We start from the raw sequence: 18,545 nt of genomic DNA, 5'->3' as shown, positions 1-18,545 counted from the left end.
CGGAGATCTCCGGGGTTTTGGGACGTCAGACCGCTTCGGCGGTCTCCGGCAGTTCGACGGCGAGCCGCTCGGTGAGGTCGACGACGTCGGCCCGGTCGCCGAAATCCCGGACGGCCGTGCCGACCGTCTTTCGGATACGAGTGTTGACGCGCTCGGAGCGGACCTTCTTGGCCGCCTTGATGGCGTCGGTGGCGAGAACCGCTCCCTGCTCGGGCTCGCGCTGGAGCAGGTGGACGGTGGCCATGCCGATCAGGTTGAGGGCGTACGACCGCTGGTGCCGGTCGGCCTCCGCGGCGAACAGCTCGACGGCCCGTTGCATCAGCGGCTCGGCGAGCGAGGCGTACGTGGGGCTGCGGCCCGCCACGTAGGCGAGGTCGCGGAAGGAGTGGGAGTTCTCGCCGTACAGCTCGGCCTCGGAGAAGAAGCGGATCCAGTCGGGGTCCGGCTCGTCCCACTCGTCGGCCTCGGCGAAGGTGTCCTCGGCCATCCTGACCGCGCGCTTGCACCGGCCGGGCTGGCCCATGTTGGCGAAGGCGCGGGCCTCCATCGCATACAGCATCGCCTGGGTGCGGGGGCCGGCGCAGTCACGGCTGCCGTACTGCGCGAGATGGATGAGCTCCAGGGCGTCCTCGGGCCGGCCGAGGTGGATCATCTGACGACTCAGATTCGACAGGATGTACGAGCCGAGCGGCCGGTCCCCGGCCTCCTTCGCCGCGTGCAGGGCGAGGACGTGGTACTTCTGCGCGGTGGGCTGCAGCCCGACGTCGTACGACATCCAGCCGGCCAGTTCGGCGAGCTCGGCGGCGACCTTGAACAGGCGCCGCCGGATCGGGGCGGGCTGGGGTTCCTGGAGCAGGTCCGTCACCTCGTGGAGCTGCCCGACGACCGCCTTGCGGCGCAGGCCGCCGCCGCACTGGGCGTCCCACTGCCGGAACATCACGGTGGTGGTCTCCAGCAGGTCCAGCTCCGGCGGGGACAGCCGGCCGCGCGCGCGGCCGGCGGGGACCGGCTCGGGCTCCGGGGGGGACTGCGCCGCGGACGGCGAGGGGACGAGCCAGCGCTGCATGGGCTCGATGAGGGACGGGCCCGCGGAGAGGGCCAGCGAGCTCCCGAGGAAACCGCGCCGCGCGAGCATCAGGTCGCTGCGCGAGAACTCGCTGAGCAGGGCCACGGCCTGCGGGCCGGTCCAGGGCAGGTCGACGCCGGTGGCGGAGGGTGAGGGCCGGGTGGTGCGCAGGCCCAGGTCCTCCACGGACACGACGACGCCGAAGCGCTCGGAGAACAGCTCGGCGAGGATCCGGGGGATGGGCTCGCGCGGATTCTCGCCGTCCAGCCAGCGGCGCACGCGCGAGGTGTCGGTGGAGATGTGGTTGGCGCCCAGTCGGCGGGCTCTGCGGTTGACCTGGCGGGCGAGCTCGCCCTTCGACCAGCCGCTGCGGGCGAACCACGAGGCGAGCAGCTCGTTCGGACGCTTCTGACTGCTCGCAGCGTTCGTCCCGCCACCGCCGTTGCCGCTCAACTGGAACGCCCCCATCCCTGAAAACCACTTGCCGCTGAGTGCGCCAAGCCCTACCAGAATGCCGGTTGCCGGAACCGCCGTCCGGCGCTTCCCACCCTTCGAACGGAATGCCGAGTTGCCTCCGGCATACCCGCACGCGCATGTGCCCCGGCGGACCGTGCACACAACGTAGCCCCACGATCACCCGTCCAGCCACGGCGAACCCGGAATCGCCACCATTCGCCACCCCATCGAATGAACTCGCCGTGACCGACTCGCGCTTCACTTGGCACGGGACGGCCAGGAGTGGTGCGGCGACGCACTCGGGGGCGCGCGGCACCGTACACACCACCCCGGTCACCCCGAAGCGCCGACTGAGCAGGACCGCACCGGGAAGTCGAGAACAGAGAGTCACGCGTCGCGCCCGTTGCGTAACCGGCGGTGCGTCGGACCCGTTGGAGGGGGCATGGGCTTCACGATCGGTATCAGCCGGGGCATCCGTGACATCCGGTCCGGCTCGCGCCGCCGGGGCCGCGGGTCGGGGGGCACCGCCGTGGCGGAGTACACCGGGCTGTGGGGCTGGGACGTGGTGCCGGGCGCCCGCGCCGCCGCCGGCGCCTGCTCCTGCGGCCGGGCGGGGTGCCGGGCACCGGGCGCGCATCCGCTGGATTTCGCGCCGGAGATCCCCGCCGGGGCCCCGCTGGACGACGTGTCGGAGATCTGGGCCGAGTACCCGGGTGCCGCGATGATGCTGCCGGTCGGGCGGGCCTTCGACGTGATCGAGGTGGCGGAACCCGCCGGGTGCCGAGCCCTGGCCCGGCTCGAGCGCATGGGCCTGCCCGTCGGCCCCGTCGCCGCCACCCCGGACAGCCGGGCCCAGTTCTTCGTCGCCCCCGGCGCCGCCGCCGCGCTGCCCGAACTGCTCTACCGCATGGGCTGGGACGACCCGGCCGCCCTCGACCTGCACGGCCTCGGCCCCGGTACGCACATCACGGCGCCGTCGTCCGACCGGGGCGGTCTCGGTCCGGTGCGCTGGCTGCGCTCCCCCGCCCTCGATTCGGCACTCCAACCGCCGGAGGCCCGCCTGGTGCTGGGCACGCTGGCCTACGTGGTGCACCGGTCGCGGGCGTAGGCCACCGTGCCCGCATGGCGAAGCGCCCGTTTCCGGATTCCGGAAGCGGGCGCTTCTTCGCGTTTCCAGGGCGGGTCCGGTCCGGCCGGCCGCCACGGGGTCTCACTCGCCGATCAGCGCGTCCACGAACGCGTCCGGCTCGAACGGCGCCAGGTCGTCCGCGCCCTCGCCGAGACCGATCAGCTTGACCGGGACGCCCAGTTCGCGCTGGACGGCGACCACGATGCCGCCCTTGGCCGTACCGTCGAGCTTGGTGAGCACGATGCCGGTGATGTCGACGACCTCGGCGAAGACCCGGGCCTGGACCAGGCCGTTCTGGCCGGTGGTGGCGTCGAGCACGAGCAGCACCTCGTCCAGCGGGGCGTGCTTCTCCACGACCCGCTTGACCTTGCCGAGCTCGTCCATGAGGCCGGTCTTGGTGTGCAGCCGGCCGGCGGTGTCGATGAGCACGACGTCCGCGGCCATCTCCTTGCCCTCCTTGACCGCGTCGAACGCGACGGAGGCCGGGTCGCCGGCTTCCGGGCCGCGCACGGTGTGGGCGCCGACCCGCTCGCCCCAGGTCTCGAGCTGGTCGGCGGCGGCGGCGCGGAAGGTGTCGGCGGCGCCGAGGACGACGGTGTTGCCGTCGGCGACCAGGACCCGGGCGAGCTTGCCGGTGGTGGTGGTCTTGCCGGTGCCGTTGACCCCGACGACCATCACGATGCCCGGACCGCCGGTCTCGTTCTCGGTGTGCACGGTGCGGTCCATGCCCGGGTCGATCAGGGCGACCAGTTCCTCGCGGAGCAGTCCGCGCAGCTCGGCGGGGGTGCGCGTGCCGAGCACCTTCACGCGCTCACGCAGCCGCTCCACCAGTTCCAGGGTGGGCTGCACGCCGACGTCGGCGGTGAGCAGTGTGTCCTCGACCTCCTCCCAGGTGTCCTCGTCGAGGTGCTCGCGGGACAGCAGGGTGAGCAGGCCCTTGCCGAGCGCGTTCTGCGAACGGGAGAGACGGGCACGCAGCCGGACGAGCCGGCCGGCGGTGGGCTCCGGGATCTCGATCGCGGGCGCCTCGGTGGGCGGTTCCTCGACGACGACCGGGGCGGAGCCGTCCGGAAGGTCAACCTCCTCTACGGTGCGCCGCGGTTCCTCCCGCGGCGTCTCGGCCTCGTCGCCGACGTGCGGCTCGGCCGGTGGGGCGGTGATGTCGGGGGCGGCGGATGGCGGCGGGGGCAGCTGCTTCTTGCGGCGGCTGCCGACGATGAGCCCGCCGAGCGCGCCGACCACGACCACGGCGATGACTACAGCAAGGATGAGGATGTCCATAACAGCCCCAGTATCAGCCATGGGCACCCCGGCCGTGCCGAGGGCGGCCCGTACGACGCGCCCCGTTCCGTCGGGCGCCTGCGGCCTGGTGGTCCGATGCCCCGCCGGTCAGGGTCCGCCCCCGCACACGGCCCGCCCTGTGCACGGGGAGGAGAGGGCCAGGTCCTGCCCGTCACGGTCGGGGGTCTCCCTCCGGGACGAGGTGCCGGAGGTGGTGCGGCACCCCGCCGCCCCGGCCCGGACGGGGTCCGGGCCGGGGCGGCGGGGGTACGAGGAGAGGGACAGCGGGGACTTGGACCCTTCTCCTCGGTCCGGGGGGCGGGCGGCCCGAAGGGGACCCGTCGGCATCGGCCCTGCGGCCGCGCTCAGCCCATTTCCTCCAGGGCCTTGCCCTTCGTCTCCTTGACGAACTTGAGGACGAACGGGATGGAGAGCGCGGCGAACACGGTGTAGATCACGTAGGTGACCGACAGGTTCCAGTCGGCCAGGGACGGGAAGCTCGCGGTGATGGCCCAGTTGGCGATCCACTGCGCGGCGGCGGCCACGCCCAGGGCGGCGGCGCGGATCCGGTTGGGGAACATCTCACCGAGCATGACCCAGACGACGACACCCCACGACAGGGCGAAGAAGAGGACGAACACGTGGGCGGCGACCAGCGCGACCCAGCCCTGGGTGGCGGGGAGCTTGCCGTCGACGAGGTCGAAGGAGAACGCCCAGGCCTCCAGGGCGAGGCCGATCACCATGCCGACGGAGCCGATGATCGCGAGCGGCCTGCGGCCGATGCGGTCGACGAAGATCATCGCGATGACGGTGCCGACGATGTTGATGATCGACGTGGTGAAGGAGTAGAGGAACGAGTCCGTCGGGTCGACGCCGACCGACTGCCACAGCGTCGAGGAGTAGTAGAACGCGACGTTGATGCCGACGAACTGCTGGAAGACCGAGAGGCCGATACCGACCCAGACGATGGGCTTGAAGAAGAAGCTGCCGCCGAGCAGGTCCTTGAAGCGGGACTTCTCCTCGCTGTGCATCGCCGACTCGATCTCGGTGACGCGCGCGTCCAGGTCGACACCCCGGCCCTCGACCTCGCCGAGGATCTTCCGGGCGCGCTCGTGCTTGCCGACGGAGATCAGGTAGCGCGGGGACTCGGGGATGGCGAAGGAGAGCAGTCCGTAGAGGACGGCCGGGACGACCATGACGCCGAGCATGAGCTGCCAGGCCTCCAGGCCCAGCAGTTCGCCGCGCTGGTCGCCGCCGGCCGCGTTCAGGATGCCCCAGTTGACCAGCTGCGAGACGGCGATGCCGATGACGATCGCGGCTTGCTGGAAGGAGCCGAGCCGGCCGCGGTAGGCGGGCGGGGCGACCTCGGCGATGTAGGCCGGGCCGATGACGGAGGCCATGCCGATGGCTATGCCGCCGACGATCCGCCAGAAGGCGAGGTCGTAGAGGGAGAAGGGGACGGCGGAGCCGACGGCGCTGACGGTGAACAGGACCGCGGCGATCTGCATGCACCGGATGCGGCCGATGCGGTCGGCCACACGGCCGGCGGTGGCGGCACCGATGGCGCAGCCGATCAGCGCGATCGCGATGACCTGGGCGAGAGCGGCCGAACCGATGTCGTAGCGGTCGCGGATGGCCTCGACGGCGCCGTTGATCACGGAACTGTCGTAGCCGAAGAGGAAACCGCCCATGGCGGCCGACGCCGCGATGAAGACGACGTGCCCGAGATGATCGGGGTGAGCCGTACCGGCTCCTGACTTCTGTACCTGCACTGAGCTGGTCACGTGTAACTCCTCGGGCCACCGGCAGCACCGCCGGGTGGGGGTTCAGCCCTTCGAGGTCCACCTGAAGGTACCTGAAGGTAAAAGCGACGCCGACGAGACTATGTCTTCAAGTCCTGAAGTCAAGAGAGAAGGTGAGTGGCGAATCAGACACACACTTCCTGCAATGCCTGCACACGCACGGCAGCATTGAGTTCAAAATGTGAAGCCAATGAGTGCGAAGGGCCGTCAGGATGCCTGGCGGAGACGCTGGCTGATGACCTTGGACACACCGTCGCCCTGCATGGAGACGCCGTAGAGCGCGTCGGCGACCTCCATGGTGCGCTTCTGGTGCGTGATCACGATCAGCTGCGAGGCCTCCTGCAACTCCTGCATGATCCGGATGAGCCTCTGGAGGTTGGTGTCGTCGAGCGCGGCCTCGACCTCGTCCATGACGTAGAACGGGCTCGGCCGCGCCTTGAAGATCGACACCAGCAGCGCCACGGCGGTCAGCGACCGTTCTCCGCCCGAGAGCAGCGACAGCCGCTTGACCTTCTTGCCCGGCGGACGCGCCTCGACGTCCACGCCCGTGGTGAGCATGTTGTCGGGATCGGTCAGCACCAACCGCCCCTCGCCGCCGGGGAACAGCCGCGAGAAGACTCCTTCGAACTCCCTGGCCGTGTCCCGGTAGGCCTCGCTGAAGACCTGCTCGACGCGCTCGTCGACCTCCTTGACGACCTGGAGCAGATCCGCGCGGGTCTTCTTCAGGTCCTCCAGCTGCTCGCCGAGGAACTGGTGGCGTTCCTCCAGCGCGGCGAACTCCTCCAGGGCGAGCGGGTTCACCTTGCCGAGCTGCTGGTAGGCGCGCTCGGCCGCCTTCAGCCGCTTCTCCTGCTCGGCGCGGACGAAGGGACGGGTGGCCCCGTCCCCCGGCTGCCCTCCCCCCGCGGAGCCGCCGCCGGAGCCGGCGTCGGAACCGGAACCGGCATCGGCATCGAAGCCTGCGGAGCCACTGGGCTGTCCGTCGTCCGGGCCGGCCGTGGCCGGGAGCCGTCCGCCCGGTCCGCCCTCGGGAGGCGGTGCCGCCGGTACCGGCCGGTGCGGGCCGTACTCGGCCATGAGGTGGGCGGGTTCCACGCCCAGCTCCTCCAGGGCCTTGGTCTCCAGCTGCTCCATCCGCAGCCGCTTCTCGGCGCCGAGCACTTCGCCCCGGTGCACCGAGTCCGTCAGCTTGTCGAGGTCCGCCTTCAGGTCGCGTCCCTCGGTCCGCGCGCGGGCGAGCCCCTGCTCGCTGCGGGCCTTCGCCGCCTCGGCGGCGGTGCGCTCCTCGTCGGCACGCGCGAGGGACACCTCGACGTGCGCGAGCAGGTGCCGGGCACCGGCGGCGACGGACCCGGCGACGGCCGCCTCGTGCCGCAGCCTGGCCCGCCGCTGCTCGGCACGCGCGCGTGCCTCGCGTTCCGTACGGGCGGCCCGGTCCAGGGAGTCGGCCCGCCCGGCAAGCCCCTTGACCCGCTCCTCGTGCGTGCGCACCTGGAGGCGGGCCTCCATCTCGGTCTGGCGGGCGTTGGCCCCGTCGGCGGCGAGCCGGTCGCGCACGGAGGTGTCGGGCTCCTCGTCGAACGGCATCTCCTCGGCGACGGCGAGCCGTTCGGCGAGTTCCTCCACGTCGTCGAGCGCCTTGTCGAGGACCTCCTGCGACCGGGCCGCCGCGGCGGCGGACCGCTCCGCCTCCCCGGCGGCCCCACGGGCCTGCCCGGCGAGCCGGCCGAGCTGCTGGGCGACGGAGGACTTCTCCCGCTCGGCCGCCCGGCGCCGCTCCCCCAGTTCCTCGACGAGGGCGGCGCACCGCCCGCGTTCCTCGGTCGCCGTGTGCTGTGCCCGGGTCAGCTCCTCGCACCGCACGGCGAGCTCCTCCAGCTCGGCGGCGGCCTCGTCCACGGAGGCCTGCACCTCAAGCAGGCTCGGAGCGCCCGCCGAGCCGCCGTGTGCGAAGTGCGCGCCCAGCAGGTCGCCTTCGGCGGTCACGGCGGTCAGCTCGGGCCGCTCGCACACCAGTTCCTCGGCGTCCTCGAGGGTGCCGACGACGACGATCCCGCGCAGCAGCCGGCGTACGGCAGGGAGCAGCTCGGCGGGCCCGCGCACCAGATCGGCGGCGTACCGCGGTCCGTCGGACACGCCGGTGAGCGGCTCGTGCGGACCGTCGGGTGCCCCGGTACCCACCGCGTCCGGGCCGGTGGTGAGGAGCAGGGCGGCACGGCCCGCGTCCTGTGTGCGCAGCAGGCGGATCGACTCGGCGGCAGCGGCGGGGCCGGTCACGGCGAGGGCGTCGGCGGCGGCCCCGAAGGCGGCGGCGAGGGCGGTCTCGTGGCCCGGGGTGACGGTGAGCAGTTCGGCGGCGGGACCGAGCAGTCCGGCCGGCCGGTCCTGGGCCGAGAGCAGCGCGCCGGTGCCGTCCTTGCGGCGCAGGCCCAGGGCGAGCGCCTCGTGGCGGGCCCGGGTCGCCGCGCGTTCGCGTTCGGCGGCGGTGGCCGCCTCGCGGGCGGCGGTGAGGGCGGCCTCGGCCTCGGCGAGCCGCTGCTTGGCCGCCTCGTGCTGTCCGGCGAGGTCCGCGTCCCCGGCGTCGAGGCCGTCGACCTCGGCCTGCAGGGTCTCGTACTCCTCCTGGGCGGCGGCGGCCCGTTCCCGGGCCTCGTCCCGGGCGGCCGCCAGGCGCTCGATCTCGGCCCGGGCCGCCGCGGCGCGCGAGCGGGCGGCACCCACCTTTCCGGTGAGCCGGGCGAGTTCCTCGCGCCGGTCGGCGATGGCGCGGGCGGCGTCCTTCAGGCGCCGTTCCTCCTGGGCCAGGTCGCGTTCCAGCTCGGCGCGATGGGCGACCGTGTCCTCCAGGGCGCGTTCGGCGGCTTCGAGGGCGGCCTCCAGCCCGGCCTCCTGTTCGCGGACCCGGGCGGCCTCGCGTTCCAGGTCCTCGGGGTCGCGTCCACGGCGTTCCTCGGGAGGTGCGGAGGTGGCGCTCTTCACGCGCGCGTCGGCGAGCGAGACGGTGCCGCGCACCCGCTCGGCGAGCTGGGAGAGCTCGTACCAGGTCTGCTGGGCGTTCTGCAGGCCCGGGGTGAGGCGCCGGACCTCGTCCTCGAGAACCGCCTCGCGTCGGAGGGCCTCGCGCAGTTCCTGCTCGGCGGTGTCCTTGCGCTCCTTGAGGGCGGCCTCGTCGGCGATCTCCGCCGTGAGGGCCTCGCGCAGGCGGACGAGGTCGTCGGCGAGGAGGCGCAGGCGGACGTCGCGCAGGTCGGCCTGGATGACGGCGGCCCGCCGGGCGACCGCCGCCTGGCGGCCGAGGGGTTTGAGCTGGCGCCGCAGTTCGTCGGTGAGGTCCTGCACGCGGGCGAGGTTGGCCCGCATCGCGTCCAGCTTGCGCAGCGCCTTCTCCTTGCGCTTGCGGTGCTTGAGGACGCCCGCGGCCTCCTCGATGAAGGCGCGGCGGCCCGTCGGGTCGGCGTGCAGGACGGAGTCCAGCTGGCCCTGGCCGACGATGACGTGCATCTCACGGCCGATGCCGGAGTCGGAGAGCAGTTCCTGGATGTCGAGGAGGCGGCAGGTGTCGCCGTTGATCTGGTACTCGCTGCCACCGTTGCGGAACATGGTCCGCGTGATGGTGACCTCGGCGTACTCGATGGGCAGGGCCCCGTCGGAGTTGTCGATGGTCAGGGACACCTCGGCCCGGCCGAGCGGCGGGCGGCCGGTGGTGCCCGCGAAGATGACGTCCTCCATCTTTCCGCCGCGCAGCGACTTGGCGCCCTGCTCGCCCATGACCCAGCTGAGCGCGTCCACGACGTTGGACTTGCCCGAGCCGTTCGGTCCGACGACACACGTGATCCCCGGTTCGAACCGGAGCGTGGTCGCCGAGGCGAACGACTTGAAGCCACGGAGGGTCAGGGCCTTGAGGTGCACGCCGCCGGACTCTACCTGCCCGGGATGTCCCCCTCCGTGAACCGGCGGTTTCACGGGTGAACGCTCAGGGCACACCACACGTTGAAGACGGTGAAAGGATGCGCGGAGCAAGGAACTTGGGAATCCGGTCGGCGCGGGGGACGCGGAGGCAAGAAAGAAGGGACGCCGGGGCGTCCCTTGCACTTCTGACAGCGTGGCGGTGGTGACGGGCGGGCCGACCGACCACTGCGTGCCGTGGTGGAGCGGTGCAGTGATCAGGTCAGCGCAGGCTCCGCCTGGTGTGCGTCAACGCTCTCCATGATCCTGTCGTGAGAAGCGGCAGCCGCAAGCTCGTCGTTCTCCGCCTGGATCCGTACGAGTTCGGATTCCAGGTCCTGGACGCGCTGCTGGAGCCGTCGCATCTCGGCGAGGAGTCGAGGGTCGGAGCCGCCGACGTAACCGAGAAGCGCCTTTGCCATGATGGATGGTCCTCCACAATGCGTGACCGACCTGTGCGGTGTGGGTCGTGAGGGATGAGCACCCGCGATGCCTGGCAGACCTGCAGTTGTGCTGCCGTTCAGCCATGCCAAACAGCTAAGGTGCGCGGGGACTTTCAGCGTCTCACCAAAAAGTTTGACGGTCAACACGATCACACGCCGTATCGGCCGACGACGCGGCGCACACGGCCGCCGGGCGGCGTCGCAGCGGTTCCGGCGGGCCCTCCCGGCGTTGTGGCCGTCGGTGCCGGAGGGCTTCCCACGGCACCCCGGGCCTCGGCGGTCACCAGGACTTTTCCGCGCCCGAGAGCCTGCCGAGGCGGTCGGCCGGCACCCCGGAGGCCCTTCGGACGCGGAGGGCTCAGCGGATGGCGAAGCCGTCGTATCCGCCGCGGGGTGTGTCCCAGATCTCGGTGACGCCGTCCACGCGCCCGGGCGTGTCGCCGTCCTGGAGCCAGTCGAGCAGTCCGTCGCAGCGCTCACGGGAGCCCTCCGCGACCACTTGGACGCGTCCGTCCGCCAGATTGAGAGCAAAGCCACTCAGGCCGCCGATCTCCAGCGCCTTGGCCCGCGTGAACCAGCGGAAACCCACACCTTGGACACGTCCCCGCACCCAGGCGACCAGTCGCACATCCTCGCTCATGGCTGCAACCTAACCGGACAATGTCACTCGGGGCACTCCCTCCCCTGACGGCATGCGGTACCGTCCCGATCGAATGAATCTCATATGAAACTCACTCGATGGTGTGAGTTTCATGTTGAACGCGAGGACGAGTCGACCGACCGCCAGGACTGAGGAAGGCCAGAACATGGGACGCCACCGACGCTCCGCCGCCGGCCGCGCCGCCACGGGCCGCGCCGCCACGGGGGTCACTCAGCACGACGACCTGCACGACGGAGGCCACGGTCCGCTGGGTGCTCACGCCGAAGACGTTCCGGCCATGGGCATCGCCCCCTATCTGAACCCGGAGGCGTACGCCGAGACGGCCGCGAGGAGCGAGGCCTACCTCTTCGCGACGGAGGGCGCTCCCGGGGACGACTACGCGGGGGACTTCGCGCAGGGCGGCTTCCCTCCGGGCGCCCACCGGGAGAACCACCACCAGGGGTACGTCCACCGGGACGACCGCTTCTCCGCGGGGCCGGACCGCTCCAGGTCCGCTGACACGGCCGCCGCCGACACGGCCGTGTTCGCGGGCGACGGCCTCCGGCCCGGGGGCTTCCCGCGGAGCGGCTCCCCGGGCGACGGCTTCACGCCCGGCGAGAGCGACCGGCACGCGGGGGGACGGCGCCGGAAGAAGAAGGCCGCGACCCCGGTCCGCACCGGCCTGCTCGGGGTGTCCGCCGCGGTGGCCCTCGGCACGGTGGCGGTGGCCACGGGCGTGGTGCCCGGCCTCGAGAACTACAAGCTGGGCGGCGACCGCGCGCCCGGCGACAGCGTGGAGGCCGCGGGCACCCCGACCAACACGCCCGGCGAGCTGGGGGGCACCTCGGGCAGCCTCGAGAGCCCGGGCCGCGACGCCGGTGAACCCGCGAGCCGCGACGCCGACCGCGACGTCTCCCCCACGCCCTCGCCGTCGGGTTCCTCGGACGAGAAGAGGACGAGGACCCCGGAGAAGGAGGCACCCGCCGAAGCAGAAGCGGGAGCGGCAGAGGAGAAGGAGAAGCCTTCGACGACACCGGGCGAGGAGGTGTCCGAGAAGACGACGGCTCCGGAGCGCAGGACCGCTCCGCAGCCGGAGAAGATGACGCCCGGCAGCCCGGTGACCGTTTCCGAGGAGGCCGCCGCCGGAGCCCAGGTACTCCGGCTGGTCAACCAGGAGCGGGCCAAGGTGGGCTGCAGGCCGGTGGCCGCGAACAGTGCGCTGTCCGGTCTGGCCACGGCGTTCAGCAAGGACATGGCCGACCGCGACTTCTTCGACCACACCGACCCCGACGGCGACACACCGTGGGACCGGGCGTCGGCGGCCGGGATATCCGACCTCGGCGGGGAGAACATCGCCCGCGGCCAGGCCACCGCCGCGGCGGTCATGGAGGCCTGGATGAACAGCCCCGGCCACAAGGCGAACATCCTGAACTGCGACTTCAAGACCCTGGGCGTGGGCGTGCACTTCGGCTCCGGCGGCCCCTGGTGGACCCAGAACTTCGGCTACTAGGGGGTGTCCGGCGCATGAGCGCGGGGGAAGGAACGATGCCCGGCACGTGCGATCGCAAGGCGCCGGGGCGTCCTCGACGGGGGTTCCCCCGCTCGGGCGAAGCCGAGAGTGGGGGAGGAGCCACGTGGGCGTTTGGGCAACGCGGCGAGCGTGCGTGCCAGATGCCGTGACGCCGTGGGCATGTGCCAGACACCCCCCAGAGGTTCACCCACCCGAGGATCGCAGCAGTACGCACACGGAAGCACGGACGGCGGCCCGGGATGTCCCGGCCGCCGCCGGGTTCCGCGCACTTCTCCGCGTGGTCTGCCTGCGCTGTCGCGTGGTGAGTGCCACCTGCTGGTAAGCGCTGCGCCGAAGTACGCTGAAGGCATGACCACCACGCGGCCGCACCCGGAGGACTCGGCGGAGCAGCGGCTCCCCTACGACGTGTTCGCCAGGGGGTGCCCCTCGCGCGGCACGCTGGAGCATGTGACGGGACGCTGGGGCGCGCTGACGCTCGGGGCGCTGTGCGGGGGATCGCTGCGCTTCAACGAGTTGCGCCGCCGTGTCGACGGCGTGAGCGAGAAGATGCTCTCCCAGACACTGCACGCGCTGGAGCGCGACGGCCTGGTGCACCGCGAGGCCCAGGCGACCAATCCGCCCCGGGTGGACTACGAACTCACCCCGCTGGGCCACGAGGTGGCACGGCGCGTGCTGTCCCTCATCCATTTCCTGGAGGGCAGGATGGGCGACGTGCTCCAGGCCCGCGAGCGCTACGACGAGACGCGCGGCGCCCGCTGACATGTCGGGCAGAAGTAACTGGACCGGTTCATCCAGGGCCGGCGGCGCATCGGCGTACCGCAGCGGCGGCAGGGCAGGCCCTCCCGGCCGTAGGCGTCCAGGGAGCGGTCGAAGTAGCCCGATTCGCCGTTGACGTTGACGTACAGGCTGTCGAAACTGGTGCCGCCCACCGCGAGGGCCGCGTTCATCACGTCACGGACGTGGTCCAGGAGGAGCTGGGAGCGCGGGCGGGTGAAGGTCTCCGTGGGGCGCTCGTAGTGGATGCGGGCCCGCCACAGTGCCTCGTCCGCGTAGATGTTGCCCACTCCGCTGATCAGGGACTGGTCGAGCAGGGCCCGCTTGATCGTGGTGCGCTTGCGGCGCAGCGCCCGGTGGAAGGCCTCGTCGTCGAAGAGCGGGTCGAGCGGGTCGCGGGCGATGTGCGCGATGACGTCGGGCAGCCCGTCGGGGGTGTTGTCGTGCAGCGAGAGCCCGCCGAACGTCCGCTGGTCGACGAAGCGGAGTTCGGTGTCGCCCGCCGCGGCAGCGGCTGACGTCCGCGTGTCGGTGAAGCGGACGCGGACACGCAGGTGCTTCTCGTCGGCGGCGGTGTGCGGCTGGACCAGCAGCTGGCCGCTCATGCCGAGGTGGGCCAGGACCGACTGGTCCGCGTCCTCGAGTGGCAGCCACAGGTACTTGCCGCGGCGGCGGGGAACGCCGAGGCGGTGGCCCTTCAGCCGGTGCGCGAAGTCGTCGGCGCCGGCGAGATGGCGGCGCACCGCACGCGGGTGCAGCACCTCGGCCTCGGCGACGGTCCGGTGGGCGACCCACCGCTCCAGTCCGCGCCGTACGACTTCGGCCTCGGGCAGCTCGGGCATGGTTCCTTTTCCCTCCGAGGACCGGTCTTCACGAGCGCGACCCGGGTGCCCGTCCCCTTGCGGGGCGGGCACCCGGGTCGCGCTCTGCGTGTGTCGCGAACACCCCGGCGCCCGCGGGTGCCGCGCGATCCGTGGACGTGTGCGCGGGTGCGCGCGGGTACGGATCGTCAGGCGGAGGCCGACGACGTGTCGGCGGCAGGCTCGACATCTGCCGCCGCACCTGTCTCCGCGCTCGCCGCTTCGACAAGGCCGGCCGCTTCGACAAGGCCGGCCGCCTCGGCGGGGGCGGCCGCTTCGGCGGGGGCGGCCGCTTCGGCGCGCTCGTCCGCCGCGGCCCGGATGGACCGCCAGGCGGACTCGGCGGCCTGCTGCTCCGCCTCCTTCTTGCTGCGGCCGGTGCCGGTGCCGTACGAGACGCCTCCGACGCGGGCGGCAGCAGTGAAGGTCTTCTCGTGGTCGGGGCCGGTCTCCGTGACCAGGTACTCGGGCACGCCGAGTCCTTCGGTCGCGGTGAGCTCCTGGAGACTGGTCTTCCAGTCCAGGCCGGCGCCGAGGTTGGAGGACTTCTCGATCAGGGGGTCGAACAGGCGGTGCACCAGCTCCGCCGCCGAGTCGAGTCCCTGGTCGAGATAGACGGCGCCGATCACCGCTTCGAGGGTGTCGGCGAGGATGGACGCCTTGTCCCGGCCACCCGTGCCCTCTTCACCGCGGCCGAGCCGGATGAAGGAGCCGAGGTCGAGCCCGCGGCCCACCTCCGCCAGCGCACGCGAGTTGACCACCGCGGCCCGCAGCTTGGCCAGTTGGCCTTCGGGCAGGTCGGGGTGGGCGTGGTACAGCGTGTCCGTGACGACGAGACCGAGCACGGAGTCCCCGAGGAACTCCAGCCGCTCGTTCGTCGGCAGACCGCCGTTCTCGTACGCGTAGGAACGGTGGGTCAGCGCACGCACCAGAAGGGCGGACTCGAGCCGGTAGCCGAGCCGCCCTTCCAGAAGCGTGGGGGACGAGGCCTGGTTGTTGTCCGCCGATCCGCTCCCGCTCGCGCGGGGCGACTGCTTCTTGGGCGTGGACACAGTGCCTCTCACCAGCCGCTCAGACCTCGAGGACCTGGCGCTTGTTGTAGGTGCCACAAGACGGGCACGCGATGTGCTGCTGCTTGGGCTCGTGGCAGCGCTCGCACGCAACCAGGGTGGGGACCGCAGCCTTCCACTGCGACCGGCGGTGGCGCGTGTTGCTGCGCGACATCTTCCGCTTCGGAACAGCCACGGCTACTTCTCCTGCTTCTCGTCGACGCCCGGTTCGGCGCCGCTCATCTCGTCCTTCTCGCCATCTTCGAGTGAACCGGCGAGTCCCTGCAGTGCCGCCCAACGGATGTCGACGGCGTCGTGGTGGTGGTCCGGGTCGTCCGCGAGCCGGGCTCCGCATTCGGAGCACAGGCCGGGGCAGTCGTCCTGGCACACCGGCTGCATCGGCAGTGCGAGCACCACCGCATCACGCAGCACGGTCTCGAGGTCGAACATGCCGTCCTCGAGGAAAAGCCTGTCCTCGTCGTCCTCGGCGTCGTCGCCCGGTTCCGCCTTCACGCGGCCCCGGTCGTCGGCGTCAGGGTACGAGAACATCTCCTGGTACTCCGCGACGAGCTCCCGCTCGAGCGGCTCCAGACACCTTACGCACTCCCCCTCGGCCGTCGCACGGGCGGTGCCGGTGACGAGCACACCTTCCATGACCGACTCGAGCCGGAGTTCGAGTTCCACCGGGGCGCCTTCCGGCACTCCGACGACTCCCTGGATCCCGAGGTCCCCGGGCGCCTCGATCGAGCGGGTCAGGCGCTGTTGCGCGCCCGGCCTCCGTCCCAGCTCGTGTGTGTCGAACACGAGGGGATTGCGGTGGTCGAGGCGGGCGTTCAGAACCATTCCTGCTTTCGATCTTCGAGCTCGGAGATACGCTGCCCCGTCGTGTTCTGGGCAGCGTGGGTCGCGGACGTCCACGAAGTCGGCACAACGCACACACGACCGATGAGCCAGGATACTGGACCTTCGGCTCTCGTCCCAATCCGGGCCGGTGGCAGCCGTGGGGCCGGGTGGCGCCGGCCGGGCCGTGGCCGGGCGGTCAGCCGTTGCCGCGGCCCTGTTCGTAGGCGCGCAACTGCTCGGCGCTGATCATGCTGGTGTCGAAGAGGCTGGTCTCGTCGAGGGCGGCCGGGTCCTGCTGCTGCGGGGCGTAGCCCTGCCGGTCCTGACCGGTCTCGTAGGCCGGCTGCTGCGGCGTCTCGTAGCCCTGGTAGGCGGCGTACGGGTCGGCCTGCTGCGGGTAGCCGTACGAGTCCTGCCCCCCGCCGTACTGCTGCGGGTAGCCGCCGTACGGATCGGACTGCCGGTTCTGCTGCTCGTAGCCGTACGTCTGCTGCTGGGCGTAGTCCTGCTGCGCGGCCTGCGGAGCCTGCTGGGGCGGAGCCTGCTGGGGCGGAGCCTGCTGGGGCGGAGCCTGCTGGGGCGGAGCCTGCTGGGGCCGGTCGGGCGCGGTCTGCTGGGACCGGGCGCGCTGGGCCGGGGCGTCCGACATGGCCGCGAGGTCGGCGAGGTAGTCGGCGTCGCTGGAGTGCTGGACGGTCGTCATGTCCTCGGAGAGGGCGCCGAGGTCGTCGCTGGCGATCCGGCCGTGCAGGGTCTGACGGCCCCGGCCCACCGCCTCCAGGGTCTTGGCGAGGACCGCCTCGAAGGCGCCGAGCTTGACGTCGACGTACGCGTCGGCACTGCGGCGCAGGGTCTCCGGGTCGTGACTGCGCTCGGGGGCGTCCTCGTCCTCGTAGCCCTGCTCGTCGAGCCCGGGGCCGGTGCCGAGCAGCTTCTCGCGGCCGCGGCCGACGGAGCCGAGGGTCTTGGTCAGGACGACCTCGAAGTTGGCGAGCTTGGAGTCGACGTAGTCGTCGGCCTCGGCACGGACCTCTTCGGCCTCCTTGCGGGCCTCGGTGAGGATCCGGTCGGCCTCGGACTGGGAGCGGCGGGCGATCTCGGTGCCCGAGACCAGGGAGCCGCGCTCGGCGTGCGCGCCCTCGATGATCCGCTCGGCCTCCTGGCGGGCCTGCTCGACCATCTGCTCGCGGCCGCCGATGAGTTCCCGGGCCTGGGCGAGGGAGTCGGGCAGCGCCGCGCGCACCTCTTCGAGCATCGAGAGCAGTTCGGCGCGGTTGACCACGCACGAGGCCGACATGGGCATCGACCGGGCCCCGGAGACCAGGTCGACGATCTCGTCCAGCTTCTTCTGCACGTCCACCGTGTGCTCGCCACTCTCTACAGCTGTGTTGGAGACGGACGCAACGACTGTACGGCCCTGGGACGGGTGGGGAACACCGCCCGGCGAATTCCCCGGAGGCCGGCCCGGCGGCGGGCCTCGGGCCGGCCCGGCACCGTCGCGCGCCCGTGCGGCGCGCGGGCGGCGCCCGGTCGCTCTCAGTCCTTGCGCAGGCGCTCGGAGAGGGCGGCGAAGACCTCCTGGGGCACCAGGTGGGAGACGTCGCCGCCCCAGGTGGCGACCTCCTTGACCAGGGAGGACGACAGGAAGCTGTAGGTGGGGTTGGTGGGGATGAAGAGGGTCTCCACGCCCGAGAGGCCGTTGTTCATCTGGGCCATCTGCAGTTCGTAGTCGAAGTCGCTGACCGCGCGCAGGCCCTTGACGATCGCGGGGATGTCGCGCTGCTTGCAGAAGTCGACGAGCAGGCCGTGGAAGGCCTCGACCCGGACGTTCCCGTACTCGGCGGTGACCCGGCCGATCAGGTCGATCCGTTCCTCGACCTCGAAGAGGCCCTTCTTGGACTGGTTGATCATCACCGCGACGTAGACCTCGTCGTAGAGACTCGAGGCTCGGGCGATGATGTCGAGGTGTCCGTTGGTGATCGGGTCGAACGACCCGGGGCAGACGGCGCGGCGCACTGGTGATCCCTCGCTCTCCGGTCCGGTCATCGTGCGTCTTTGCACGCAGCGGCGGCGCGACCGTACCAAAACGTTCCCTCGCCGTACCGACGGGACCGGAGCGCTTCGAAGCCGGGTGGCCACGCGAACTCCCCGCCTCTGGTGCTGCGCTCCACGGTGACGAGGGCTTCGTCGGCGAGCCAGCCCCCGGTGCGGAGTGTGAGCAGGATCTCGCGGAGATCGTCGTCGGAGACGGCGTACGGAGGGTCGAGGAAGACGACGTCGTACGGCTCGGCCGGCGGGGGCGTGCGGATGACCTGTTCCGCTTTGCCCGGTCTGACCTCGGCGCCGGGGAGCCCGAGTGCCTTGACGTTGTCCCGGACGGTACGGACGGCCCGGGAGTCGGCCTCGACGAGGAGGGCGTGCCCGGCCCCCCGGGACAGGGCCTCCAGGCCCACGGCACCGGAACCGGCGTACAGGTCGAGGACGCGCTCGCCGTGCAGCGGGCCGCCGAGGAGGGCCTGCCAGGTGGAGAACAGGCCTTCGCGGGCCCGGTCGGAGGTGGGGCGGGTGCCGTTGCCCGGCGGTACGCCCAGGCGGCGTCCGCCGGCCCGGCCGGCGATCACGCGGGTCATGTCCTCGTCCTTGTCCTCGGTCGTCCTGGGTCGCTGGGGTCCTGCCGGCGTGCCGACCGGTGCGGCCGGCCAGTGCCCAAGGGCCGGCCGCACCAG

16 protein-coding genes are annotated in these 18,545 nt (G+C 71.9%); 3 read left to right on the top strand and 13 right to left on the bottom strand.

What is annotated here, in order from left to right; all coding sequences use genetic code 11:
• Window positions 1-25: 25 nt before the first annotated feature.
• Window positions 26-1,519: a hypothetical protein gene (locus TU30_RS11400; RefSeq protein WP_042168323.1), complete on the bottom strand. Its 1,494-nt coding sequence runs from the start codon at window positions 1,517-1,519 to the stop codon at window positions 26-28.
• Between the two features lie 445 nt (window positions 1,520-1,964).
• On the opposite strand from TU30_RS11400, the gene TU30_RS11395 reads away from it, so the two are divergent.
• Window positions 1,965-2,630 (top strand): bifunctional DNA primase/polymerase, encoded by a 666-nt coding sequence (locus tag TU30_RS11395; protein ID WP_042168071.1) that lies wholly within the window; start codon window positions 1,965-1,967, stop codon window positions 2,628-2,630.
• 102 nt (window positions 2,631-2,732) lie between these two features.
• On the opposite strand, the gene ftsY is transcribed toward TU30_RS11395, so the two are convergent.
• From ftsY to TU30_RS11370, 5 genes are all read right to left on the bottom strand, one after another.
• Window positions 2,733-3,932: a signal recognition particle-docking protein FtsY gene (gene ftsY / locus TU30_RS11390; RefSeq protein WP_042168069.1), complete on the bottom strand. Its 1,200-nt coding sequence runs from the start codon at window positions 3,930-3,932 to the stop codon at window positions 2,733-2,735.
• A 365-nt stretch (window positions 3,933-4,297) separates the two neighbouring features.
• Complete coding sequence (locus TU30_RS11385) at window positions 4,298-5,716, bottom strand: sugar porter family MFS transporter (protein WP_042168066.1); 1,419 nt, start codon at window positions 5,714-5,716, stop codon at window positions 4,298-4,300.
• Window positions 5,717-5,941: 225 nt separating this feature from the next.
• Entirely contained in the window at window positions 5,942-9,643 is a 3,702-nt protein-coding gene (smc, locus tag TU30_RS11380) for a chromosome segregation protein SMC (protein ID WP_042168064.1), read from the bottom strand.
• 254 nt (window positions 9,644-9,897) lie between these two features.
• A complete protein-coding gene (locus tag TU30_RS11375; protein WP_004924871.1) occupies window positions 9,898-10,101 on the bottom strand; it encodes a hypothetical protein in 204 nt (67 codons plus the stop codon).
• Window positions 10,102-10,480: 379 nt separating this feature from the next.
• The gene (locus TU30_RS11370) at window positions 10,481-10,762 is read right to left on the bottom strand and encodes an acylphosphatase (protein ID WP_042168058.1); all 282 of its coding nucleotides are present in this window, start codon (window positions 10,760-10,762) and stop codon (window positions 10,481-10,483) included.
• Window positions 10,763-10,928: 166 nt separating this feature from the next.
• Here TU30_RS11370 and TU30_RS11365 point away from each other — a divergent pair, with 166 nt between their 5' ends.
• Together TU30_RS11365 and TU30_RS11360 are read left to right on the top strand one after the other, a co-directional pair.
• The gene (locus tag TU30_RS11365) at window positions 10,929-12,272 is read left to right on the top strand and encodes a CAP domain-containing protein (RefSeq protein WP_042168057.1); all 1,344 of its coding nucleotides are present in this window, start codon (window positions 10,929-10,931) and stop codon (window positions 12,270-12,272) included.
• A 369-nt stretch (window positions 12,273-12,641) separates the two neighbouring features.
• The gene (locus TU30_RS11360) at window positions 12,642-13,052 is read left to right on the top strand and encodes a helix-turn-helix domain-containing protein (RefSeq protein WP_042168054.1); all 411 of its coding nucleotides are present in this window, start codon (window positions 12,642-12,644) and stop codon (window positions 13,050-13,052) included.
• Here the strand turns inward: TU30_RS11360 and mutM are convergent.
• The 7 genes from mutM to rsmD all read right to left on the bottom strand — a co-directional run bounded on the left by mutM (window position 13,025) and on the right by rsmD (window position 18,449).
• A complete protein-coding gene (gene mutM / locus TU30_RS11355; RefSeq protein ID WP_042168052.1) occupies window positions 13,025-13,909 on the bottom strand; it encodes a bifunctional DNA-formamidopyrimidine glycosylase/DNA-(apurinic or apyrimidinic site) lyase in 885 nt (294 codons plus the stop codon). The two genes, TU30_RS11360 and mutM, sit on opposite strands and share 28 nt — an antisense overlap.
• A 167-nt stretch (window positions 13,910-14,076) precedes the next feature.
• Entirely contained in the window at window positions 14,077-14,991 is a 915-nt protein-coding gene (gene rnc, locus TU30_RS11350) for a ribonuclease III (protein WP_370626620.1), read from the bottom strand.
• 7 nt (window positions 14,992-14,998) lie between these two features.
• Complete coding sequence (gene rpmF / locus TU30_RS11345) at window positions 14,999-15,172, bottom strand: 50S ribosomal protein L32 (protein ID WP_003951102.1); 174 nt, start codon at window positions 15,170-15,172, stop codon at window positions 14,999-15,001.
• Between the two features lie 2 nt (window positions 15,173-15,174).
• The gene (locus tag TU30_RS11340; protein WP_042168046.1) at window positions 15,175-15,819 is read right to left on the bottom strand and encodes a DUF177 domain-containing protein; all 645 of its coding nucleotides are present in this window, start codon (window positions 15,817-15,819) and stop codon (window positions 15,175-15,177) included.
• Between the two features lie 196 nt (window positions 15,820-16,015).
• On the bottom strand, window positions 16,016-17,179 hold the full coding sequence (locus TU30_RS11335; RefSeq protein WP_042168044.1) for an ATP synthase F0 subunit B: 1,164 nt from the start codon (window positions 17,177-17,179) through the stop codon (window positions 16,016-16,018).
• Window positions 17,180-17,355: 176 nt separating this feature from the next.
• A complete protein-coding gene (coaD, locus tag TU30_RS11330) occupies window positions 17,356-17,835 on the bottom strand; it encodes a pantetheine-phosphate adenylyltransferase (RefSeq protein ID WP_042168041.1) in 480 nt (159 codons plus the stop codon).
• A 26-nt stretch (window positions 17,836-17,861) separates the two neighbouring features.
• Window positions 17,862-18,449 carry a 16S rRNA (guanine(966)-N(2))-methyltransferase RsmD gene (rsmD, locus tag TU30_RS11325; protein WP_042168039.1) on the bottom strand — a complete coding sequence of 196 codons (588 nt, stop codon included), beginning with the start codon at window positions 18,447-18,449 and terminating at the stop codon, window positions 17,862-17,864.
• Window positions 18,450-18,545: the final 96 nt, after the last annotated feature.

The organism is Streptomyces sp. NBRC 110035 (genome assembly GCF_000829695.1).
Taxonomy (GTDB): Bacteria; Actinomycetota; Actinomycetes; order Streptomycetales; family Streptomycetaceae; genus Streptomyces.
This window is presented reverse-complemented; position numbering and strand designations above follow the sequence as displayed.